Consider the following 22,571-nt stretch of genomic DNA (forward strand, 5'->3'; position numbering starts at 1 on the left):
CTGTAGAGCCGAAGCAGAACCCTCAGATCGTCATTCCCGCGAACGCGGGAATCCAGGGACTTTGCTTTTGCCTTCGCTACCGCTCTTAAGCACCGTCAAGCGCGTGGAAGGTACAAGGCCGTTGTCCTCGCTCAAACAAAAACGGGAAGCCCCAAGGCTTCCAGTTCCAATCACAAGCGGCCAACAGGCTTACGCCCACCCCACCCGCTGCAACCCCCACAGCAACCCATAGGCGATCGCCCCGGCGGCCGGGATGGTCAGGATCCAGGCCCACACGATGCGCTCGATCACACCGATCTTCAGCGCCTTCGGATTCTTGGCGAAGCCCACGCCCATGATCGCGGTGGAGATGCTGTGCGTGGTCGACACCGGCATGCCGAAATGCGCCGCCACGGTGAGGATCGTGGCCGAGCTGGTCTCGGCCGCGAAGCCGTGGATCGGGTGCAGCTTGACCATCTTGTGGCCGAGGGTCTTGATGATCTTCCAGCCGCCCGAGGCCGTGCCGGCGGCCATCACCACCGCACAGGTCAACACGATCCACAGCGCCACATCGGCGCTGCCGGCGCCCGCCTGCGGATGCAGGAAGGCCAGCCACGGCGGCAGATCGTCCAGCGCGCCGGTCTGCTGGGCGCCCATCAGGGTCAGGGCGATGATGCCCATGGTCTTCTGCGCGTCGTTGTGGCCGTGCGCATAGCCCATGTAGGCGGCCGAGGCGATCTGCGCCTTGCCGAAGAACGCATTGACCCAGCGCGGGCGCGCCAGGCGGCGCAGCGTGCCACCGGCGCGCGCCATGCCGGCGATGATCGCCCACAGCAGCAGCATCACCAGCACGCCCAGCACGAAGCCGGCGATCGGCGAGGTCACCATCGGCACGAACACCTTCCACAGCAGGCCCTTGTTCTTGACCCAGGTGCCGGCACTCTCCGACCAGATCAGCGCGTCCCAGTTGTTGTGCGCGGCGGCCAGGGCCGCGCCGCACAGGCCGCCGATCAGCGCGTGCGAGGACGAGGACGGCAGGCCCTTCCACCAGGTGATCAGGTTCCAGACGATGCCGCCCAGCAGCGCGCACAGGATCACCTGCGAGGACGCGGCGACTACGTTGGTGTCGATCAGGCCGGTGGCGATGGTGGCCGCCACCGCGGTGCCGGTCAGCGCGCCGATCAGGTTGGTCACCGCCGCCAGGGCCACGGCCCAGCCCGGGGCCAGCACCTTGGTGGAGACCACCGTGGCGATGGAGTTGGCCGTGTCGTGGAAGCCGTTGATGAACTCGAAGATCAGCGCGGCCAGGATCACCACCAGCACCAGGGTCAGCATGGCGCGCGCTCCCCTGCCGGGGCACGCAATGGGCGATGCAGGCGCAAGCGGGCGAGGCCGGCGTGCGAAGTCCCGGAGCCGGGCGGCATGGCGTTCGAGCGCATGGGATCAGGAGTTCTTCAGCACGATCTGATAGACCACCGCGCCGGCTTCCTGGCAGCGGTCGATGGCCTTCTCCAGGATCTCGAAGAACTCCTTGAGCAGGAACATCTGCAGGTAGTCCAGGCGGCCCGAGTAAATGTCCCGGTACAGTTCCAGCATCAGCCGGTCGGCCTCGTTCTCCAGCGCGCGCAGCTTCTCGTACAGCGCCGTGGTGCGATCCAGGTTCATCTTGGGCAGCACGTCGACCATGTCCTTCACCACGCCGGCGGCCTGCTCGAGCATGGCCGCGCGCGGGGCGAAATCGATCTGCTCCAGGTGCTTGATCGCCAGCGAATAGCGGTCGGCGAACTTCTCCACCTGCTTGGGGATCTTGTGCAGCGCCGAGCCGAGCGCCTCGATGTCCTCGCGCTCGATCGGGGTGATGAAGCTGTCCACCAGCGCCTGACCGATCTTGTCCGAGGCCGCGCGCTCGCGCTGGCGGGCGAGCTTGAAGGCGTTGAGCGCCGGCTGGCGGTCGCTGCTCTTCATCATCGCGTGCAGCGCCTGGGTGCTTTCGTGGGCCGCGTCGGCCGCCTCGTCGAGCAGGGTATAGAACTGCTGGCCGGAACCGAAAATCGTCTGCAGGGAAAACATGCGTCGCTCGCACCCACCGTCGCGGGAGGGACGGCCATCAGGGCGCGATTATGACAATTTCGTTTCGGCCGGGCAGCAACAAGCTTGTCAGCTGGGCGCAAGTCCTTGATCCGATTGCCTTACCGTCGTTATTGGCACTCACGTCGGGTTTGCTAGACTGCGCCGGCGCCCTGTACGGGGCGCATCTTATGGACGACGACCCTTATCCCCCCGCCGCCCGCGCGGCCATCCGCCGGACACGTTCCGCCCTGTCACCTGATGTGGAGGGCAAGCCGTGCTCGAGCTGCTGACCGTCCTGTTCCTGATCGCCCTCAACGCCTTCTTCGCCCTGTCGGAGATGGCGCTGATGACCTCGCGCAAGCTTCGCCTCAAGCAGCAGGCGATCGAAAGCCGCGGCGCGCGCGCGGCGCTGGCCCTGGCCGAGCATCCCGACAACCTGCTGTCCACCGTGCAGATCGGCATCAACCTGATCGGCATCCTGGGCGGCGTGTTCGGTGGCGATGCCATCGGCGCGATCATCGCCGGCTGGCTGGACGGCTGGTTCCCGGGCCTGGCGCAGTACAACGCCCGCATCGGCGTGGCCACCGCGGTCACCCTGATCACCGCCGGCTATGTGATCTTCGGTGAGCTGATCCCCAAGCGCCTGGCGCTGACCAACCCCGAGAAGATCGCCGCGGTCGTGGCCCTGCCGCTGACCGGGCTGCTGCGCATCTCCAAGCCGATCGTGGCCCTGCTCGGCGCGATCAACCGCGCCGTGCTGCGCCTGCTGGGCATCAAGGACGACGCGCGCCAGGCGGTCACCGAAGAGGAGATCCGCATGCTGGTGAGCGAGAGCCACGAGCAGGGCGTGATCGACGACGACGAACGCAACATGGTCAACCGCGTGCTGCGCCTGGGCGACCGCACCGCCGACAGCCTGATGACGCCGCGCAAGCGCATCGTCTGGCTGGACATCGCCGCGCCCTACGAGCAGAACCTGCAGACCATGCGGCAATCGCAGTACTCGCGCTTCCCGGTCTACCGCCACAATGACCAGGACGTGGTCGGCGTGCTGGAGGTCAAGTCGCTGCTGGACCGCATCGCCGACCACTCGCCGGAGCTGTTCACCGACCTGCGCAAGGCGCTGTTCGTGTCCGAGTCCACGCATGCCATGAAGCTGCTGGAGATCCTGCGCGAGGAGCAGCAGTCCCTGGCGCTGGTGGTGGACGAGTACGGCGAGATCCAGGGCATGGTGACCCTGAGCGACCTGATGAACGCGGTGGTCGGCCGCCACCACCAGATGGCCGAGAATCCCGATCCCAAGGCCCTGGTCACCACCCGCGACGATGGCTCGCTGCTGATCGACGGCTCGCTGTCCACCGACGACCTGCGCGAGCTGCTCGGCGGCGTGGCCCTGCCCGACGAGCAGGAAGAGGACTACTACACCGCCGCGGGCATGGTGATCGAGCACTTCGGCCGCATCCCGCACGTGGGCGAGCACTTCGAATGGGCCGGCTGGCGCATCGAGGTGGTGGACCTGGACGGCGCGCGCGTGGACAAGCTGCTGCTGCAGAAGCTGGACGACGCCGACGATGACGACATCGTCGGCTGAGTCGGGGGCCGCCACCACGCGCAGTCTGCTGGACGAGATGGCCCGCGGCGATCCGAACGAACGCCTGCGCCTGGTGGACCTGCTGGCCGATCTCCAGCAGAGCGCCTTCGGCATGCTGTTGTTCATCGGCGTGCTGCCCTCCTTCATTCCCATCCCCGGCGTGGCCGGGGGCCTGAGCGGTCCGCTGGTGATGCTGGTCGGCGCGCAGCTGCTGCTATGCCTGCGCAAGCCGTGGCTGCCGCGCTTCATCGCCATCCGCGGCCCGATGCGGCACTCGGTGGTGCGCTTCCGCGACGCGCTGGCCAAGCCGCTGCGCTGGCTGGAGAAGGTCGTCCGCCCACGCTGGCCCGGCATGCTCGACAGCCGCCTGGCCAGTGCCTTCACCGGCCTGCTGCTGTTGCTGCTGGGCGTGCTGCTGGCGCTGCCGATCCCGTTCACCAACTACCTGTTCGGCCTGCTCCTGCTGCTCTATGTCTTCGCCCTGCTCGAGCGCGACGGCATGCTGCTGCTGGCGGCCTGGATGCTGGGCGCGGTGGCGATCGCGGTGTTCGGCGTGGCCTCGGGCAATCTGGCGCACATGGTGATCCATCAGGTGCAGCGGCTGTTCTAGCCCCGCTGAGCGGGATCCCGGAACGCTCAGGCCAGCAGCTGCACGAACTCGCTTTCATTGAGGGGGTAGCCCAGCCAGTAGCCCTGCGCCAGGTCGCAGCCGCGCTCGCGCAGCAGGTCGAACTGGCCCTGCTTCTCCACGCCCTCGGCCACCACCGCGATGCCCAGCGAATGGGCCATGGCGATGATCGCGCTGGTCAGCGCCAGATCGTCGTGGTTGCGCTGCAGGTCGGCCACGAAGCTTCGGTCGATCTTGACCCCGTCCACCGGCACGCGGCGCAAATGGCTCAGGCCCGAGAACCCGGTGCCGAAGTCGTCCAGCCACACCTTGACCCCGGCGCGATGCAGCTTGGCCAGCATCTTGCTGGCATGGGCCTCGTCGCCGATCACCGCGGTCTCGGTCAGCTCCAGGTGCAGGCGGCCGGCGGCCAGACCGGTCTCGCGCAGCACCTCGGCCACCAGTTCGGGCAGATCGCCGCTGCGCAGCTGGCGCGGGGAGACGTTGACCGACACGAACGGCGCCTCGCCGCTGGCGATGCCGTTCCAGCGCGCCGCCGCCGCGCAGGCCGCGCGCAGCACGCGCGGGCCGATCTGTTCGATCAATCCGCTCTGCTCGGCCACGTCGATGAAGACCATCGGCGAGACCGCGCCCAGCTCGGGGTGGTGCCAGCGCAGCAGCGCTTCGGCGCCGACGATGCGGTTGTCGGCCAAGCGGTAGATCGGCTGGTAGACCAGGCTCAGCTCGTCGCGGTCCCAGGCGCCGCGCAGCTCGGATTCCATGCGCACGCGCCGCTCCACCGCCTGGTCCATGGCGCGGCTGTAGAAGCGGTAGCAGTTCTTGCCGGCCATCTTGGCCTGGTACATGGCCACATCGCCGTTCTTCATCAGCGTCGTGGCTCCGGCGGCGTCCTCGGGGAACAGGGTGATGCCCACCGAGGTGCCCAGGAACACCTGCCGGCCCTGCACCATCAGCGGCTCGCCCAGCGACTGCACCATCGCCTCGGCCAGCGCGGCGGCCACCGCGCGCACGTCGCCGTGCTGGATCAGGATCACGAACTCGTCGCCGCCGAAGCGCGCCACCATCGCCTCGTCGCCGCCCAGGCGCTCGACCACCTCGCGGATGCGCGTGGCGAAGTGCACCAGCACCTCGTCGCCCGCCTCGTGGCCCAGCGAATCGTTGACCCGCTTGAAGTCGTCGATGTCGGCGAACAGCAGCGCCAGCTGGCGGCCACCGCCGCGCACCAGCAGCATGCGGTGATCCAGGCTCTCGCGGAACGCCAGCCGATTGGCCAGCCCGGTCAGCGCATCGGTATAGGCCATGCGCCGCACGTCCTTGTCGTGCCGGGAGATGCTGTCGCTCATCTCCGAGAACGCGCGCACCAGTTCGCCGACCTCGTCCTCGCGCGCGCTGACCGGGCGCGGCACGTCGTAGTCGCCCACGCCGATCGCGCGCGCCGACTGCGCCAGCGCGCGGATCGGCCTGACCAGCGTGCGCTGCACGTACCAGGCCATGCCCACGCCGACCAGCAGCAGCGCGCCGAGCAGCATCACGATCCAGCCGGCATGGCGCCGGCCCAGCGCCTCCAGGCGCTCGCGCAGCAGCTTGGAGGCGCGCTCCTCGCTGGCGCGCACCGAATCGAGCGAGTAGCCGATGCGCACGCCGCCCAGGCGCGAATCGCCCAGCTCGACGACCCGGGAGATCTCCACCACCTTCTCGGTCCACTGGGTCAGCTGCGCGCGGCTGGCCAGGGCGCGGGCGGCCAGCGGGTCGCGCATCGGCTGGCCGTAGGAGGCCATGTCCCAGGAGCCGTCGTTGACCACGTTGCCGGCTTCGTCGAACACCAGCACATAGGCCACGTCCGGCTGCAGGGTGGCCTCGCGCACCAGCACGCCGATGGCGTCCAGGTCCGAGTAGTACATCGGGTTGGCCAGCGAATCGGCCAGCTGCTCGGCCATCGCACTGCCGCGGCGCGTCAGGCCTTCGGCGGCCATCGACTGCACCGCCTGGCGGCCCAGCGCATCGACCTCCTGCTGCATGGCGTGCTGCCGCTGCAGCAGCACCGCCAGCAGCAGCACGATCATCAGCAGCGTCACGCCCATCGCCAGCGAAAGCTGGGTCTGCAGGCCGAAGCGGGTGCGCCGGCTCAGGTTCACTCGACCTGCTCGCGCACGCGGGCGCCGGCCTGGCGCACATGCTCGAGCGCCTTGAGCGCCGGGGCATCCAATTCGAGGAAGCGCGTGGTGCCGAAGAAGCGCTTCAGCGCATCGCGCGCCTGCGGATCCTGCGCGGCCTGCAGCAGCACCTGGCGCAGGCGCTCGCGCACCGCCGGGGCTAGACCCGGCCGGACCATCTCCAGCGCGCGCGGGAAGTCGGGGGACTGCGCCAGCACGCGCATGTTGCGGCGGAAGGCCAGCGGCATGCGCCGCTCGTCGTTCCAGTCCAGATCGTTCAGCGCCCCGGCCTCGACCATGCCCTTGTCGACCCAGGCGGCGATGTTGAACTCCGAGCGCGCGAACACGTAGCCGACCGACTGCGCGTCGGGCCGGTCGCGCGGGGAGAGCAGGATTTCCAGCGGCAGGTGCGCATCGAGCAGCATCGAGGCCGGCACGATGTAGGAGCTGGTCGAGCCCACGCCCTGCAGCGCGATCGACTTGCCGCGCAGATCGGCCAGCGAGGTCAGGCCCGAGTCGGCCCGGGCGAAGATCAGCGTGTGATAGAGGCTGGCGCCGCCGCGCTCGGTCAGCAGCAGCGGCTGCGCGCCGGTACGGCGCTGCAGCTCCACGCCGGTGCCCGAGGTCTCGGTGACCCAGTCCACCCGGCCGCGGCGCAGGTAGCTGCTCATCTGCCGTGCGTCGCGCGCCATCAGGATGCGGCCGCCGGTGATGCCGACATCGCCCATGCGCGCCACCACGTAGTCCAGCAGCGGCTTGAGCTGGGCGTAATGGGCCTTGGGATTGTCGCTGATGCGTCCCAGCACCAGCACGTGCGGATCGTCCTCACCCGGTGCCGGGGCGGCCCGCAGGGGCATCGCCATCGCCGCACACACCAGCAGCACGCCAAGGAGCCAGTAGCGCAAACGGGGACTTCCGCAATGGAGACGTGTCAGCCTAGCTGACTTTGACATCACCGGACAATCACGCGGCTCCTGCCTGGCCGGCCAGACGCGCCATGCGCTGGCAGTCGGCCAGGATGCCGCGCAGCAGCCGCACTTCCTTTTCGTCCAGGCCCGCGCGCAGATACAGGCGGCGCAGCTTGCGCATGGCCGATTCGGGCGCGCGGCCCTTGTGGAAGTCGACCTGGTCCAGCGTGTCCGCCAGCTGGGCGAAGAAGCCCTCGAGCTGGGCGTGCGTGGCCGGTGCGGCGCCGGGATCGGCCTGGTCCGCTTCCGCCGGCGGGCTGGTGTCCTGGGCTTCGCGCAGCGCCAGGCGCGTCTCGTAGGCCAGCACCTGCACCGCCGCAGCCAGGTTGAGCGAGCTGTAATCGGGGTTGGCATCGATATGCACGGCCGCGTGACACAGCTGCAGCTCCTCGTTGGTCAGCCCCGTACGCTCGCGGCCAAACAGCAGCGCCACCGGCGCCTGCCGCGCGACCCGCGCCAGCTGTGCGGCCGCCTGGCGCGGGCTGTGCTCCTCCAGCTGCACCCGGCGGCTGCGCGCGGTGCAGCCCAGCACCAGCTGACAGTCGGCGAGCGCGGCGGCCAGGTCGTCGGTGACCAGCGCATCGGCCAGCAGGTCGTCCGCGCCGGCGGCGCGGCGGAAGGCCTCCTCGTGCGGGTACTTCTCCGGCTGCACCAGGACCAGCTGGGCCAGGCCCATGGTCTTGAGCGCGCGCGCGGCGGCGCCGATGTTGCCGGGATGCTGGGTGCCGACCAGCACGAAGCGGATGCGCGCGGCGGCGCTGGAATCGATGGTGTCCATGCCGCGATTTTAGGTGTTCGCGCCCTCATCCGTCCTCCCCGCACACCCCAGGACAGGGCCCGCGGCCGAGGGCGGTGCTAGAATGCGCGGTCCGGCCGCCGCGCCGGCCTGCTCTTTCCATCTGCCGCGTACCACACGCCCCGCCTGACCGAGGTCGCTTCGCATGCTCAATCCCGTCGTCACCGTCATGACCAAGGCCGCGCGCGTCGGGGGCAATGTGCTGCTGCGGAGCATGAACAAGCTCGAGAGCCTCAACGTGGTCCAGAAGGACCGCATGGACTACGCCAGCGAAGTCGATGCCGATGCCGAGAAGGCGATCATCAAGGAACTGCGCCGCGCCTACCCCGAGTACGGCGTGATCGGCGAGGAAGGCGGCGTGCTGCCCGGCAAGAACCCCCGCTATCACTGGGTAATCGATCCGCTGGACGGCACCAGCAACTACCTGCACGGCTTTCCGCACTTCTGCGTCTCCATCGCGCTGGTGGACAACGGCGAACCGAGCGATGCGGTGATCTTCGACCCGCTGCGCAACGAGCTGTTCACCGCCAGCCGCGGCGCCGGTGCGCAGCTCAACGAGCGCAAGATCCGCGTGTCGGACCGCAAGGAGCTGGCCGGCGCGATGCTGCACACCGGCTTCCCGCCGCGCGAGCGCGCCCGCGTCGGCGCCCAGCTCGAATGCGTGCGCGAACTGCTCAACCACGCCGAGGACATCCGGCGCACCGGCTCGGCCGCGCTGGACCTGGCCTACGTGGCCTGCGGCCGCGCCGACGCCTACTTCGAGGCCGGCGTGAAGGCCTGGGACATCGCCGCCGGCGTGCTGCTGGTGCGCGAGGCCGGCGGCAAGGCCAGCGACTTCAAGGGCGCCGCGCTGGCGCGCATGGACGACGGCGCCAAGGCTGAAGGCCGCCAGGTCATCGCCGGCAACCTGCGGGTGGCCGATGCGGTGCAGAAGGTGGTGGCGCAGTCGGGGTATGCGGCGGCGTTTGCTTGATGGGGTGTGCGGCCTTGGCGCTTCAAGGCTTCAAGCAAGCGCTTTGAAGCAAGAGCTCTAAATCCAAGGCTTTGAAGCCAAGGCTTTGAAGCAGGAGCAAAGCTTTCGCGCCTGCGGGCGCGAGCTACTTTTGTCTTGTCAAAAGTAGCCAAAACCGCTTCTCGCCGGGACGCGAGCCGCCGCTGCGCGGCGGTCCCCTGCGCTTCTCGGAAGTCAGGGCACGTCGCCCAAACTCGCTTCGCTCAAACAGGGCGACTCTTCGGCCCTGACTTCCTGCGATGCTCGGCTCGCTTTACGGCTCAGACAGGTAAAGCAACCGCAACAACAACGACCACGGCAACAGCAACAGCAACAGCAACAGCAACAGCAACAGCAACAGCAACAGCAGTAGCAACGGCAACGGCAACGGCAACGGCCGAAGCAGCTCTCTCAGATCGTCATTCCCGCGAAAGCGGGAATCCAGGGACTTTGCTCTTTGCGGTTGCGGTTGCGGTTGCGGTTGCGGTTGCTGTCGCTCTCAATCACGTTGTAAAGCAAAGCGGAGAGGCAGGAGCCGCTACCGTAAGGCCAGCCTGAAAAGCGCTCGGCCATGCAAGCATCTCTTGTACAAGCAAGAAAGTAGATCTGTCCGCGGAGCGGCACGAAAGCGCTCGGCTTACAGCGTAAAGGCCCCGGCGATCTCGCCTCAACTCACGCGCACACCGCGCGCAAGCCCTCAAGCCACGCCTAAACCCGGTATCGCCACAATCGCCTCAGGATCGAACCCCGCGATCCGCGCGAAATCCTTGCCGCGTTCGACATAGTCGCGATACATGCCGAAACTCGGCGCGCCCGGCGACAGCAGCACGAGGCCCTGCCCCTCCAGCATCGCCTCGGCCTGGTGCACCGCCGAAGACAGGTCAGGCGCGGCGGCCAACCGGAAGCCGCCCTCGCCCGCCACCGCCTCCAGCAGCGCATGGATGCGCGGGCCGTTGGCCCCCAGGGTCACGATGCCCAGCGGCGCGTGCTGGCGCATGGACTGGGCGAAATCGTGCCAGTCCAGGCCACGGTCGTGCCCACCTACCAGCAGCGCGATGCGCTGCCCGGCGAAGCAGTCCAGCGCCGCCAGCGTGGCGTGCGGGGTGGTGGCGATCGAATCGTTGACGTAGGTCAGGCCGCCGCGCGTGCCGAGCGTCTGCAGGCGGTTGGGCAGCGGGCGGAAGTCCAGCGCGGCCGGCGCCAGCGGCGCTGCATCCAGCCCCAGCGCCTCGATCGCCGCCAGCACCGCGCAGAGGTTGCCGCGGTTGTGGCGGCCAGGCAGCGGCACCGCGCGCGTGTCGAACACCTGCACGTCGCCGCGATACAGCAGCTCGCCGCGCAGGTGCCAGCCGTCCTCGCGGTTGAACCAGACGATGCGGCTGTCGGGCAGCACCAGCTGCGAGAGCACCGGATCGCGCGCGTTGAGCACGGCGGTGCGCGGCGCGGCGCGCGTGACCAGCGCGAGCTTGTCCTCGATGTAGCGCTGCTCGCTGCCGTGCCAGTCCAGGTGCTCGGGGAACAGATTCAGCACCACCGCCACCTCGGGGCGCACGCCGCTGTCGGCGACCGCGCCGGTCTGGTAGCTGGACAGCTCGATCGCCCACAGCTCCGGCGCGGGCCGCGGGTCCATCACCTCCAGCAGCGGCAGGCCGATATTGCCGGCCAGCGCGGTGCGATGGCCGCCGGCGCGCAGCAGGTGGGCCAGCAGCGCGGTGGTGGTGCTCTTGCCCTTGGTGCCGGTCACGCACACGGTGCGCGCGTCGGGATGCTCGGCGAACCACAGCGCCGTGCCACCCAGCAGACGCGCGCCGGCGGCCTGCGCTTCCAGCGCCTCGGGCGAATACGGGCTGATGCCCGGCGACTTGATCACCAGCTCGAAGCGGCCCAGCGCCGCGCCGGTGACCTCGACCTGCGGCAACAGCAGCGGATCGCCCAGCGTCGCGGCCTGCGCCGCCTCGGCCGGGCTGCAGAACAGGGTCAGCGCCTGTCCGGGCAGCCGGCTGCGCAGCAAGGCATAGGCGGCGCGCCCCTCGCGCCCCCAACCCCACAGCGCGACGCGCCGGCCCTCAAGCTGCGAAATTCGCACGCAGCTGCTCCCACAGGGCGGGCGGGATGCGGTGCTCGCCCTCGGGCTGCAGCAGCGGGGCGATCTGCAGATCGGCCGCGTCCAGCTGCGGGGCGATCTCGCGGTTGAAGCGCGCCACCAGCGCGTCCTCGCGCCACTCCGGGCGCTGGCCCAGCGCGGCCATCGCTGCGCGCGACTCGCGCCCCTCGCCCACGCATTCGAACGGCTTGTGGTCCTGGTATTCCAGCAACGCATCGAAGCCGGCGGTCTGCGCGGCATCGTCCAGCAGGTTGCGGCCGAAGATGTTCAGCAGGCGCGGCTTGGGCATGAAGTTGCTCAGCGCCAGGAACACGAAATGGCACTTGGGGCACTGCCCGCACCAGCGGTTGACCGGACGCTCGCCCAGGATGTGGAAGTTGCGGTTGCAGCTGGAAAAGTGGGCGTCGTAGTGGTCGGTCTTGGCGAACTGCCGCGCCACGGCCAGCTCGGACAGCGGCCGCAGCAGCGAGTAGTAGTGCAGGTCGGCGGCGACGAAGCGCTGCACGTGCGCGCCGAACAGCGACTCGAACGCCCAGCCCTTGGACCACTGGTGATTCACCTCGCCGGTGCCGGGGATCAGGCTACCGTAGCTGGCCGAGCGCTCGTTGGAGAACACCACCTGGTCCACCCCGCGCAGCAGCGCGGCCACCACCAGGATGGCCGAGTTGATCGCGGTCACCGGGATATGACCGTTGTAGGCGCCCTGGCGGTTGAGTTCGAACAGCGCCGGCGCCAGCGCGCGGCCGATGTTGAGCGTGGGCAGGCCGGTGCGCGCCGCGCAGGCGGCGATCAGCTGCGAGCCGCCGATCCAGCTCACCGTCTGCGCCACGCCGGCCTGGCGCAGCGCCTCGATGGACACCAGCGAATCCTTGCCGCCGCCGATGGCCACCAGCGCGTGCGGCGCCAGGCCCAGCGTGGGCGCCGGCGCGGCATCGGCCGCCTCGCTGGCGGGGAAGCGGATGCGCCCATGCAGGTCCAGCCCGTTGCGATAGGCGAACTCGCCCAGGCCGTGGGTGTAGAGGTCCTCCATCAGCGCGGCGGTGTCCGCGTCGATGGGCTCGCCCTCGATCACCAGTTCGGGCGGCACGGCCGCCTTGTAGTAGCTCACGCCGGCGATCAGGTGCAGCAGGCGCAGCGCGCGCCGCAGCGCGTGCTCGCGCGCGGGGTCCAGCGCGAACGGCGCGCCGGGGAAGCTCACCGTCTCCACCAGTTCCGGGCCCTGGTCGAAGGCGTAGCGCAGGCGCGCCACGCCGGTGGCCGGGTCGAAGTCGCAGCCGCTGAAACGGAACTGCTTGACCGTCTCGCGCTGGAACGTCCAGTCAGACATCGAGGGTCGTCTCCTTGGGCAACGCACGCTGGTTGTAGGTGCTGGCCATGCTGTAGCCATAGGCGCCGGCGTCGGCGATCAGCATGACGTCGCCCGGCGCGCTCGCCGCCGGCAGCGCGCGGCGGCGGCCGAACACGTCGGAGGATTCGCAGATCGGGCCGACCACGTCGAAGCTGGCCGTGTCCGCGTCGTCCAGGCGGCTGAGGTTGGCGATGTCGTGCCAGGCGTCGTACAGCGCCGGGCGGATCAGGGTGTTCATGCCCGCATCCAGGCCCACGCGCAGCACGCCGTCCTTCTCGATCACCTGGGTGGCGTGGGCCAGCAGCACGCCGGCCTCGGCCACCAGGTAGCGGCCCGGCTCGATGGCCAGGCGGAAGGCGGAATGCACGGCCTTGACCTCCTCCAGGCCGCGCGACCAGGCGTCCAGGTCGAAGGGCTCGTCATCGGCGTGATAGGGAATGGGCAGGCCGCCGCCGATGTCGATCACCTCGATGGTACCGATGCGGCGGGCGAAGCCGGCCAGCTCGTCGCACATCAGGCGCCAGTGGCCCTCGGCCTCCACGCCGCTGCCCAGGTGCGCGTGCAGCCCGGTCAGGGTGATGTTGAGGCTGCGCGCCAGCGCGACGAACTCGTCCACGCGCGCGGCCGACAGCCCGAACTTGGACGCCTTGCCGCCGGTGTTGACCTTCTCGTGATGGCCATCGCCGTGGCCCAGGTCCACGCGCAGCCACAGGGTGCGGCCCTTGAAGACCTCGGGCCAGCGTTGCAGCGCCTCGACGCTGTCGATGGTGACGTTGACGCCGAGCGCCAGCGCCGCCTCGTACTCGTGCCGGGGCGCGAAGCTCGGGGTGAACAGCACCCGGCGCGGCTCCAGCTGCGGCAGCGTGGCGAAGACGTGCTCCAGCTCGCCCAGCGACACGCATTCCAGGCCGAAGCCCTCCTCCACCAGCGTGCGCAGGATGGCCGGATGCGAGTTGGCCTTGATCGCGTAGAAGCGCTGGTCGATCTGCTTGATCGCGGCCAGCGCGCGGGCGCGCTCGCGCACGGTCGGCAGGTGATAGGCGTAGACCGGCGTGCCGGCCTGGGCCAGGTCCAGCAGCTGCGCGCGCCGGGCCTGCCACCACGGCGTGGGGCGCGGGCGCAGCGCGCCGTTGAGTTCGCGCCAGCGCGGGCCGAACACGCTGGTCTCCTCCACCGGCATGGCACCCGAGTCGATCAGCTCACCGTGCAGGATCGGCAGCAGGCCGTCGGCGTCGGCCTCGTCGATGACGAAGGTCAGGTTCAGGTCGTTGGACGATTGCGAGATCAGGTGCACGCGCTCCTTGCCGAAGGTCGCCCACACATCCGACAGCTTGTGCAGCAGCGAGCGCATGCCGCGGCCGACCAGGGTGATGGCCGCGCATGGCGCGATCACCTTGACCCGGCAGATCTCGGCCAGGTCCGAGGACAGCGCGGCCAGCACGTCGGTGCTGACCAGGTTCTCGGACGGATCCAGCGACGCGGTGACGTTGGTCTCCGACGAACCGATCAGGTCCACCGACAGGCCGTGCTTCTTGAAGCGCGCGAACACATCGGCCAGGAAGCCGACCTGCTGCCACATGCCGATGCCTTCCATCGACACCAGCACGATGCCGTTGCGGCGGCTGATCGCCTTGACCCCGGGGATGGTGACCGCGTTGCCGTCGATGCTGGTGCCCGGCAGCTCGGGGCGCTCGGTGTCCAGGATCGCCATCGGCACGCCGGCGTCGCGGCACGGCTTGATCGAACGCGGATGCAGCACCTTGGCGCCGGTGGTGGCGATTTCCTGCGCCTCGAAGTAGTCCAGGCGCGTGAGCAGCCGCGCGTCCGGCACTTCCTTCGGGTTGGCGCTGAACATGCCCGGCACGTCGGTCCAGATCTCCACGCGCTGGGCCTTGAGCAGCGCGCCGAAGTACGCCGCCGAGGTGTCCGAGCCGCCGCGGCCCAGGATCGCGGTGCCGCCGTCGCCGTGGCGGGCGATGAAGCCCTGACTGATCAGCACGCGCGTGGGCTGGGTGCGGAAGCGCGCGCGCCAGTCGTCGCTGCCGCGCGGATCGCACGACACCGACAGGCGCTGCGCCCAGGCGCTCTGGTTGGGGATGGTCATCGCATCGAGCCACTCGCGCGCATCGCACCAGCCGATGTCCAGACCGTTCGCGGCCAGATAGGCCGCGCCGATGGTCGAGGACAGCAGCTCGCCCTGGCCCAGCACCTCGGCCTGCCAGTCCAGCGCGCGGGTGGCCGCGCGCGGGTCGGTGGCCAGCGCGCGCAGCGCGGCCAGGCGCTGGCCGAGCACGGCCTGCGCGTCCAGTTCCAGCTCGGCCACGAACTCGCGGTGGCGCAGCTCCAGCGCGGCCACGCGGGCCTCGGCGTCCTGGGCGCCGTCGGCGATCGCGGTCAGCTCGTTGGTGACGCCCGACAGCGCCGAGACCACCACCAGCACGCGCGCGTCGTGTTCCTCGGCGCGTTTTTTGGCCAGCTTCCCGATGGTGTCCCAGCGATGACGACGCGACACCGAGGTGCCGCCGAACTTGAGCACGATCCAGCGATCGTTCGGGGGGGAAGCGGACATGGGGACTTTGCGGTCTACGATGGGGAGGAAAAACCCGATCACGCGGGCGGAACCTGCAATTCTAATGGAACACGCCCAGCCAAGCCCCCGCGGCCCCAGGACCCGACCATGATCCAGCGCCGCTACCTGCAGCTCGACGTCTTCGCCGACCGCCCCGGCGCGGGCAACCCACTGGGCGTGGTGGTCGATGCCCATGCGCTCGACACCGCGGCCATGCAGGCGCTGGCCGCCTGGCTGAACCTGTCCGAGACGGTCTTCTTCCAGCCGCTGGGCGGCTACGGCGCCGACTACCACGTGCGCATCTTCTCGCCGAGAACCGAGCTGTCCTTCGCCGGTCACCCCAGCGTGGGCGCCGCCTGGGCCGCGCTGTCGCTGGGCCTGGTGCGGTCCGAGCACCTGCACGCGCAGGCGGCGGGCGAGGTCGACCTGATCCAGCAGTGCGCCGCCGGGATGCTGCCGGTGCGGGTGCGCCAGGCCGACGGCGCGCGCAGGATCTCGGTGCGCACCCCGCGCGCGGTGCACCGCTTCGACGTGCCGCCGCCGGCCTGGCTGCTGGCGCCGCAGGTGTTCGGCGCGGCCCGCGGCCCGCTGCCGCCGGCGCTGTACAACAACGGCCCGGACTGGTGGCTGCTTGAACTGGCCGACGAGGCCGCGCTGCGCGCCTGGCAGCCGGATCTGGGGCAGATCGCCCTGCTGCCGGGCAAGGGCAAGCTGGCCGCCTTCGCCCGCAGCCATGGCGGCCCCCATGACCTGGTGGTGCGCGCCTTCGCCCCGGCCAGCGGCGTCCCGGAAGACCCGGTCACCGGCAGCGCCAACGGCCTGATCGCCGCCTGGCTGCACGCGCGCCAGGCCCTGCCCGGCCGCGACGGCCGCTACCGGGTCAGCCAGGGTCGCGAACTGGGCCGCGACGGCCTGATCGAGGTGGAAGTGGATGCCGAGGGCGAGGTCTGGATCGGCGGCCTGGTGCAGCCGGTCATCCAGGGCCAGATCACCTGGTGAGCGCGCCGGGCCGGCGCTATCTGCAACTGGACGTGTTCGCCGCGCGTCCGGGCTGCGGCAATCCGCTCGGCGTGATCCTCGACAGCGACGGCCTGGACAGCGCCGCGATGCAGGCGCTGGCCGCCTGGCTGGGGCTGCCCGAGACGGTGTTCTTCGTGCCTGCCGCCGAAGGCGCCGACTACCACGTGCGCATCTTCACACCCGACTGCGAGCTGCCCTTCGCCGGCCATCCCAGCGTGGGCGCGGCCTGGGCCGCCGTCGCGCGGGGCCTGGCGAGCCCGCGCGATGGCCGCCTGACCCAGCAATGCGCGGCCGGCCTGCTGCCCGCCCAGGTGCGGCAGGTCGATGGCGTGCTGCATGCCCGGATCCGCGCGCCGCGCGCGCGGGCGCTGCCCACCGCGCCCCACGCCCAGGCCCTGCTGGACGCCGCGCACCGCGGCTGGGCCCTGGCCGCGGCGCCGGCGCTGTGGAACAACGGCCCGGGCTGGTGGCTGCTGGAACTGGCCGACGCCCAGGCGGTGCGCCGCGCGCGCCCGGACTTCGGCGCGATCGCCGCGCTGGCCCGCGCCACGGCCAGCCTGGGCGTCGCGCTCTTCGCCGCGGAAGCCGCCGACGGCCACGACCTGGTCGTGCGCGCGTTCTGCCCCGCCGATGCGCCCAACGCGCCCGAAGACCCGGTCACCGGCAGCGCCAACGCCTGCATCGCGGTGTGGCTGCACGCACAGGGCCGGCTGCCGGGCATCGGCGGCGCCTGCGTTGCCAGCCAGGGCCGCGAGGTCGGCCGCGACGGCCGTGTGCACCTCCAGGTGGACGCCGACGGCGAGGTCTGGATCGGCGGGCAGGTTCAGGGCGTGGTCGAGGGCACGCTGCACTGGTGAGGCCACGGCGCGCTGCTACCCTGCACGCCCCTTCCCAGCCGCTCCTGTGCCCATGCAATCGCGTCGTTTCCTGCAGGTCGATGTCTTCTCCGCGCGAGCGGGCAACGGCAATCCGCTGGCGGTGGTCCTGGATGCGCAGGGGCTGGACGAGGCCGCCATGCAGGCCATCGCGCGCTGGACCAAGCTGCCGGAGACGACCTTCGTCTTCCCGGCCCAGGACGAGGGCGCCAGCTACCGGCTGCGCATGTTCGCCCCGCAGAAGGAGGTGCCCTTCGCCGGCCACCCCAGCGTGGGCACCGCGCACGCGGTGCTGGCCGCGGGCCTGGCCGTGCCGCGCGAGGGCGTGCTGATCCAGGACGGCATCGCCGGACGCCTGCCGCTGCGAGTGGAGACCATCGACGGACGCCAGCGCATCGCCATCCGCGTGCCGCGCGCCTCGCTGGCCGAGGTGGTCGACCCGGCCGATGGGCGCCTGGCGCCGGCCATCGCCGGCTGGCCGCTGGGCGCGCTGCCGCCGGCGCTGATGGACGGCGGCCGCAAGTGGTGGGTGGTGGAACTGGCCGACGAGGCCGCGTTGCGCGGCCTGACGCCGGACTGGGACGCGATCGCCGCCCTGGCGGAAGGCTCCGGCGCGATGGGCGTGTTCGCCTATGCCCGCGCGACCGGCCAGCCCGACTACCAGCTGGCGGTGCGCGCTTTCGTCGGCAACGGCCGGCGCTTCGAGGACGCGGCCTCCGGCGCGGCCAACGCGGTGCTGGCGGCCTGGCTGGACCAGCGCGGCGCCCTGCCCGGCAGCGGCGGGCGCTATGTCGCAAGCCAGGGCCGCGAGGTCGGCTTCGACGCCCTGCTGGAGCTGTCCATCGACGCCGCCGGCGAGGTCTGGTCCGGCGGCCAGGTGCAGACCGTGGTGCGCGGCACGCTGGACTGGTGAGGCCCACCTTGCGCAGCGGACGGACCGATCCACCGGCGCACTCCGCGCCCCGGCCCGGTTTGCCGGACAATGCGCCGCGCGCGGCCCGCCCCGGCCGCGGCATCTTCACTGCCCCACATCGGCCAGCGGGCCAGGATGACCGGCGACATGAGTGAGAACACGCGCAAGGCGACCGGCACCATCGAACGCGCGCTGGATGTCCTCGAGGCGATCGGCACCTCGCCCAAGGGCGTGACCTTCGCCGAGATCGCCCAGCAGGTGCAGCTGCCGCGTACCACCGCCTACCGCATGCTCAGCGGCCTGATCGAGCGCAACCTGGTCCGGCGCGAGTCCACCCGCCGCGCCTACCGGCTGGGTTTCGGCGCGCTGCAGCTGAGCCGCGAATCGCATCCGGCGCCGCAGCTGGTCGTGGCCGCCAACATCGAGCTGAACTATCTGCGCGCCATCACCGGCGAGACCACCAGCCTGTGGGTGCGCGACGGCCTGGAAGTCATCGCGCTGGAACGCGCGCGCGGCGCGCACCGCTCGCAGGCCGACACCCATGTCGGCCAGGGCCGGCTGCTGCACGTCACCGCGGCCGGCAAGGCGCTGCTGGCGGCCATGCGCACCGGCGAACGCAATCCGCTGCTGTCACGGCTGCCGATGACGCCGTTCACGCCCAACAGCGCGACCAGCCGCGAGCAGGTCAACGCCATGATCGCCACGGTCAAGGAGCGCGGCTACGCCATCGACGACGAGGAGAGCCGCCTGGGCGCGCGCTGCGTGGCGGCGGTGATCCGCGACATGCAGGGCGTGGTGCGCGGCGCGCTGAGCCTGTCCGGGGCCACCGAGCGCTTCACACCCGAGCGCATGGCCGCCTTCGGCACCGAGCTGACCGAGGCGGCCCAGCGCATCGGCGAACGCCTGGCCGGCGCCGTCGAGGTCACCCATGACGACCAGGTCGCACGCGTGCCCGGACCGCCCGCCACCGGCGGCGATTTCGCCACCTGGTCGGCCGCGCGCAACGCCTGGTACTGGATCGACACCGCCACGGCCACCCTGCACCGCGCCACTCAGGAACAGGACCAGCGCATCGCCACGCTGACGGTGGCCGCGCGCGGCCTGCACGCCACGCCGATGGGCCTGGAAGTGGTGCACGCCGAGGGCATCCTGCGACTGGATTTCGACGGCCAGCCGGCGGCACGACAGCTCGACCGGCGCGGCCAGCCCGCGCCGATCGCGGCCTGCGTGCAGCCCGACGGTCGCGAGTGGCAGGTCACGCCGGACCCGGCTGGCGGCTATCGCATCGCCACCTGGCTGCACACAGGCATCGCCGTGCCGGGCTGGCGCATCGACGACCGCATCGACGCGCTGTGCTGGAACCCGGCCGGCACGCGCCTGTTCGCCGCCAGCGCCACCACCGGCACGCTCTACGAGATGCGCCCGGGCGATGCGCGCATCCGCCGCCTGGCCGTGGTGCCCAAGGCCTCGGGCGAGGTGCGCAGCCTGGCGGCCGACGCGCAGGGCGATGTCTGGGTCGCCCTGCACGGCGGCTGGGCGGTAGCGCGCGTCTCGGCCGAAGGCGGGATGATGCAGGAAGTGGTCGGACTGCCCCTCGCGTGGCCGACCAGCGTTGCCGTGGGCGGCAGCGATGGCCAGCAGCTGGCGATCACGATCGCCGCCGGCCCCGATGCCACCGAGCAGCACGCCGATGCTCCGGAAACCGGGCTCTACCTGCTCGAACGGCCCGCGCCAGCGAAGTAGTCGCGCACTTCAGTACACCACCGACCGTGTCCTGCGCCGGAGTGCGGGCATGCAGATCTGCTGAAGTCACGCGTGTGGTGGCGGTGAGTACCACTTCGCCGCCCAGCTTCGACCCGGTCGGGCGCGGCTCCTCGGCTCGGTCCGCCATCCCTGGCGGACTCGCCGCCGCGGGCCATCCTGTGGCCCGCTCTCCGCGTGCCCGCCCGGGTCGAGGCTCCACAGCGAATAGATCAGGACTTCTTCGAACTTGAAGGCCTCGAGCAGCGCTCTGCCCCCTCCCTTTCGCCGAAGGCGAAGGGGAGGGCCGGGGAGGGGTGCTGTTGCTCTTCGCTTCGGTGGCTTGACCGGTAAAGCCCCGACCCCTCCCCATCCCTCCCCTGCGCTGCGCGCATGGGAGGGGGCCTCAAGTCGATCATTTCCCGTCAATGATCGCGTTGTGCGCGAAGGAGGGTGTTCTAACGCTCCCCCGCAAACCGAAGCCTCGTGACCTGACGCGCGCAGCAGCGGGCCGGCGAGCGGGGGCCGCGACGAGCGAGGCAGGAAGCCGAGCGCCCGAGTCAGGGCAGGATGCCCTGATCGAGGGATAAGCGGCCCCCGCCCGCCGGACCGCTGCCCCTCCGAAGCCGAAGCACACACCGCCTCAATTACTTGGTCCAGCGACCACCCAAAAAACAAAAGGGGCCACAAGGGCCCCTTTCGCTTGTTGATGTCGATCCAGCGTTTTCAGTTCTGCGCGGCCACCACATCCACACGCACGCGAATGCGATCGCCCGGGTTATAGGCAGTGCGGGTCTGATAGGTCCGGCCGGCATATTCGTAGGTGACGTTGTAACCCTCCACCTCGCCTTCGTAGCGCTGGTCGGACACCGGCTCGCAGACGCGCACCGTGCCGCGCTCGGTGTGCGAGTTGTCGTAAACCGACTGACCGGCCGCGGTGCCGGCGGCGGTGCCCACCGCGGTGCCGATCACCCGGCCCGTCCCGCCGCCGAAGCGGCTGCCGACGACCGCACCGAGCACACCGCCGGCGATGGTCGCCGCGATGCGGCCGCCCGGCGTAGCCTGGCGCTGACCATTGCCATCGTAGTAATCGCCGCCGCGCGCATAGGCATCGTCGGCATCGCGGTAATAGCACTGCTGCTGCGGAGGCGGCGGCGCGGCGATGATGGGATCGACCCGCACCACGCGCGCATAGTCGTAATTGCCGCTGTCGCGGCCGTCGTAATAGTCGCGGCTGTTGGAGGCGTAGCCATCGCCATAGCGCTGCGCGTAGTAATCCGCATAGCGCGACTGGGCAGACGCCGGCGCGATGCAGGTCACACCGATCAGGAACAGGCCGAGCGTGGAGCGGATCATGTGGGCGGTCTCCGGCGCCGGATCGGCGCATGCGCGCATCGTCAAGCCGCCGCGGTGAGCCGGTCCTGAACCCGGCCGGCGGCCGGCCGCGCGTTCAACCGCGCGACAGGCCCTTCTCTAGAACGCCAGACAGACTCAGCCGGCGAACTCGGTCTCCAGGCTCACCGGCACCGCCTTGAGCGCCTTGGACACCGGACAGTTCTCCTTGGCGTTCTCGGCAATCTCCTTGAACTTGGCCGCGTCGATGCCCGGCACCACGCCCTTGACCTTCAGGCGGATGTGCGAGAGCGCCGGACCACCGTCCATGGACAGGTCCACTTCGGCACGCGTGTCCAGCGAGGTCGGCGGCGAGCCGGCCTCGGTCAGCAGATTGGACAGGGCCATGGTGAAGCAGCCGGCGTGCGCGGCGGCGATCAGTTCCTCGGGATTGGTGCCCTTCTCGGCACCGAAGCGGCTGTTGAAACCGTAAGGCGTGTCGGACAGCAGCCCGCTCTGCGGCGTGGACAGCTTGCCCTTGCCGGACTTCAGGTCGCCTTCCCAATGTGCGGTGGCCGGACGCGAGATACTCATGCGATGTGCTCTTGTGTGCTTGAAAGGGACCCGCAGCCTAAGCGCCACGATGTAAGCGCACCGTACCGGCCGCGCACAGGCCATCGCGCAGTGCGGCAAAAACACGCGAGACATTGCTTCCCCCCGACCATCGCCCGCTTCTTTTGTGGGAGCCGCCATGGCGGCGATGGGCTTTATCGGCAAGGCCACATCGCCGCCATGGCGGCTCCTACACTGGGGCTCGACACCTTCAAAAGCGTCACCGGAAGCTCGCCCACGCGCCTTTGGTCGAGAAAACACGAAAAAACCGCGAAAAAAGCCGAATTCCTCTTGGCTGGGCCCGCGCCTTGCCCTACATTCCGCAGGCCGACCGTTCGGCCAGTACATCCACCAACACGGTACACAGGACACATATGGCAAAGACCACCAAGAAGGTAGCGCCGAAGAAGGCCGCCAAGACCGCCGCCAAACCGGCTGCTCCCAAGCCGATCAAGGAGGCCCTGACCAAGTCCGGTCTGGTCGCCCACATCGCCGAATCCAGTGGCGTGGCTCCGAAGGACGTGCGCGCTGTCATGGCTGCGCTGCAGTCGGCCATCCAGGGCTCGGTAAGCAAGAAGGGCGCGGGCACGTTCACCCTGCCGGGCCTGCTGAAGATCAAGACCGTCAGCGTGCCGGCCAAGCCGAAGCGCAAGGGCATCAACCCCTTCACCAAGGAAGAGCAGTGGTTCGCCGCCAAGCCGGCTTCGACCAAGCTCAAGGCCACCTTCATGAAGACGCTGAAGGATTCGGCGGCCGCCTGATTCCTGAAGGCGCCACCGGTTTCACTGCTCGGGACGGCCTTGGCCGTCCCGAGTCGTTTCTGGGCTTCCCGCATCGCGGACAAGGCGCAGCCCGAACGATCGTCTCGCATCGCGCGCCTTG

At 70.2% G+C, this 22,571-nt stretch carries 19 protein-coding genes; 8 read left to right on the plus strand and 11 right to left on the minus strand.

Annotated elements, in window-relative coordinates:
- Positions 1-189: 189 nt before the first annotated feature.
- Positions 190-1,314 (minus strand): inorganic phosphate transporter, encoded by a 1,125-nt coding sequence (locus EAT51_RS14470; RefSeq protein ID WP_130521234.1) that lies wholly within the window; start codon positions 1,312-1,314, stop codon positions 190-192.
- Positions 1,315-1,422: 108 nt separating this feature from the next.
- On the minus strand, positions 1,423-2,049 hold the full coding sequence (locus EAT51_RS14475) for a DUF47 domain-containing protein (RefSeq protein WP_130521232.1): 627 nt from the start codon (positions 2,047-2,049) through the stop codon (positions 1,423-1,425).
- A 274-nt stretch (positions 2,050-2,323) separates the two neighbouring features.
- Between EAT51_RS14475 and EAT51_RS14480 the strand changes: the two genes are divergently transcribed.
- Together EAT51_RS14480 and EAT51_RS14485 are read left to right on the plus strand one after the other, a co-directional pair.
- A complete protein-coding gene (locus tag EAT51_RS14480) occupies positions 2,324-3,640 on the plus strand; it encodes a hemolysin family protein (protein ID WP_130521230.1) in 1,317 nt (438 codons plus the stop codon).
- A complete protein-coding gene (locus tag EAT51_RS14485) occupies positions 3,621-4,250 on the plus strand; it encodes an exopolysaccharide biosynthesis protein (protein WP_228257948.1) in 630 nt (209 codons plus the stop codon). The genes EAT51_RS14480 and EAT51_RS14485 overlap by 20 nt, the downstream gene beginning before the upstream one ends.
- Before the next feature lie 26 nt (positions 4,251-4,276).
- On the opposite strand, the gene EAT51_RS14490 is transcribed toward EAT51_RS14485, so the two are convergent.
- The 3 genes from EAT51_RS14490 to EAT51_RS14500 form a co-directional block, all read right to left on the minus strand.
- Positions 4,277-6,349: a putative bifunctional diguanylate cyclase/phosphodiesterase gene (locus EAT51_RS14490; RefSeq protein WP_130521453.1), complete on the minus strand. Its 2,073-nt coding sequence runs from the start codon at positions 6,347-6,349 to the stop codon at positions 4,277-4,279.
- 50 nt (positions 6,350-6,399) lie between these two features.
- Entirely contained in the window at positions 6,400-7,284 is an 885-nt protein-coding gene (locus EAT51_RS14495) for a phosphate/phosphite/phosphonate ABC transporter substrate-binding protein (protein WP_130521451.1), read from the minus strand.
- A 100-nt stretch (positions 7,285-7,384) separates the two neighbouring features.
- Complete coding sequence (locus EAT51_RS14500) at positions 7,385-8,167, minus strand: RNA methyltransferase (RefSeq protein WP_130521228.1); 783 nt, start codon at positions 8,165-8,167, stop codon at positions 7,385-7,387.
- Positions 8,168-8,330: 163 nt separating this feature from the next.
- On the opposite strand from EAT51_RS14500, the gene EAT51_RS14505 reads away from it, so the two are divergent.
- Complete coding sequence (locus EAT51_RS14505) at positions 8,331-9,158, plus strand: inositol monophosphatase family protein (RefSeq protein WP_130522947.1); 828 nt, start codon at positions 8,331-8,333, stop codon at positions 9,156-9,158.
- Between the two features lie 429 nt (positions 9,159-9,587).
- Here EAT51_RS14505 and EAT51_RS20320 read toward each other — a convergent pair whose 3' ends face one another.
- From EAT51_RS20320 to EAT51_RS14520, 4 genes are all read right to left on the minus strand, one after another.
- Entirely contained in the window at positions 9,588-9,749 is a 162-nt protein-coding gene (locus tag EAT51_RS20320; RefSeq protein WP_165421993.1) for a hypothetical protein, read from the minus strand.
- 124 nt (positions 9,750-9,873) lie between these two features.
- The gene (gene murD / locus EAT51_RS14510; protein ID WP_130561776.1) at positions 9,874-11,262 is read right to left on the minus strand and encodes a UDP-N-acetylmuramoyl-L-alanine--D-glutamate ligase; all 1,389 of its coding nucleotides are present in this window, start codon (positions 11,260-11,262) and stop codon (positions 9,874-9,876) included.
- Entirely contained in the window at positions 11,243-12,607 is a 1,365-nt protein-coding gene (gene murL, locus EAT51_RS14515) for a UDP-N-acetyl-alpha-D-muramoyl-L-alanyl-L-glutamate epimerase (protein WP_130521221.1), read from the minus strand. The genes murD and murL overlap by 20 nt, the downstream gene beginning before the upstream one ends.
- Positions 12,600-15,197, minus strand: coding sequence for a bifunctional aspartate kinase/diaminopimelate decarboxylase (locus EAT51_RS14520; protein ID WP_130521219.1), 2,598 nt, complete (start codon positions 15,195-15,197; stop codon positions 12,600-12,602). The genes murL and EAT51_RS14520 overlap by 8 nt, the downstream gene beginning before the upstream one ends.
- Before the next feature lie 108 nt (positions 15,198-15,305).
- Here EAT51_RS14520 and EAT51_RS14525 point away from each other — a divergent pair, with 108 nt between their 5' ends.
- From EAT51_RS14525 to EAT51_RS14540, 4 genes are all read left to right on the plus strand, one after another.
- Positions 15,306-16,196, plus strand: a complete 891-nt coding sequence (locus EAT51_RS14525) for a PhzF family phenazine biosynthesis protein (protein ID WP_130521217.1) — start codon at positions 15,306-15,308, stop codon at positions 16,194-16,196.
- The gene (locus tag EAT51_RS14530) at positions 16,193-17,074 is read left to right on the plus strand and encodes a PhzF family phenazine biosynthesis protein (protein WP_130521215.1); all 882 of its coding nucleotides are present in this window, start codon (positions 16,193-16,195) and stop codon (positions 17,072-17,074) included. The genes EAT51_RS14525 and EAT51_RS14530 overlap by 4 nt, the downstream gene beginning before the upstream one ends.
- A gap of 52 nt (positions 17,075-17,126) precedes the next feature.
- On the plus strand, positions 17,127-18,005 hold the full coding sequence (locus tag EAT51_RS14535) for a PhzF family phenazine biosynthesis protein (RefSeq protein ID WP_130521213.1): 879 nt from the start codon (positions 17,127-17,129) through the stop codon (positions 18,003-18,005).
- Between the two features lie 147 nt (positions 18,006-18,152).
- On the plus strand, positions 18,153-19,748 hold the full coding sequence (locus tag EAT51_RS14540) for an IclR family transcriptional regulator domain-containing protein (RefSeq protein ID WP_165421994.1): 1,596 nt from the start codon (positions 18,153-18,155) through the stop codon (positions 19,746-19,748).
- 723 nt (positions 19,749-20,471) lie between these two features.
- Here the strand turns inward: EAT51_RS14540 and EAT51_RS14545 are convergent.
- Together EAT51_RS14545 and EAT51_RS14550 are read right to left on the minus strand one after the other, a co-directional pair.
- The gene (locus EAT51_RS14545) at positions 20,472-21,101 is read right to left on the minus strand and encodes a glycine zipper 2TM domain-containing protein (RefSeq protein ID WP_130520902.1); all 630 of its coding nucleotides are present in this window, start codon (positions 21,099-21,101) and stop codon (positions 20,472-20,474) included.
- Positions 21,102-21,236: 135 nt separating this feature from the next.
- Entirely contained in the window at positions 21,237-21,671 is a 435-nt protein-coding gene (locus EAT51_RS14550; RefSeq protein WP_130554050.1) for an OsmC family protein, read from the minus strand.
- 392 nt (positions 21,672-22,063) lie between these two features.
- Here EAT51_RS14550 and EAT51_RS14555 point away from each other — a divergent pair, with 392 nt between their 5' ends.
- Positions 22,064-22,450 (plus strand): HU family DNA-binding protein, encoded by a 387-nt coding sequence (locus tag EAT51_RS14555; protein ID WP_130520907.1) that lies wholly within the window; start codon positions 22,064-22,066, stop codon positions 22,448-22,450.
- Positions 22,451-22,571: the final 121 nt, after the last annotated feature.

Source organism: Pseudoxanthomonas winnipegensis (genome assembly GCF_004283755.1).
Lineage (GTDB): Bacteria > Pseudomonadota > Gammaproteobacteria > Xanthomonadales > Xanthomonadaceae > Pseudoxanthomonas_A > Pseudoxanthomonas_A winnipegensis.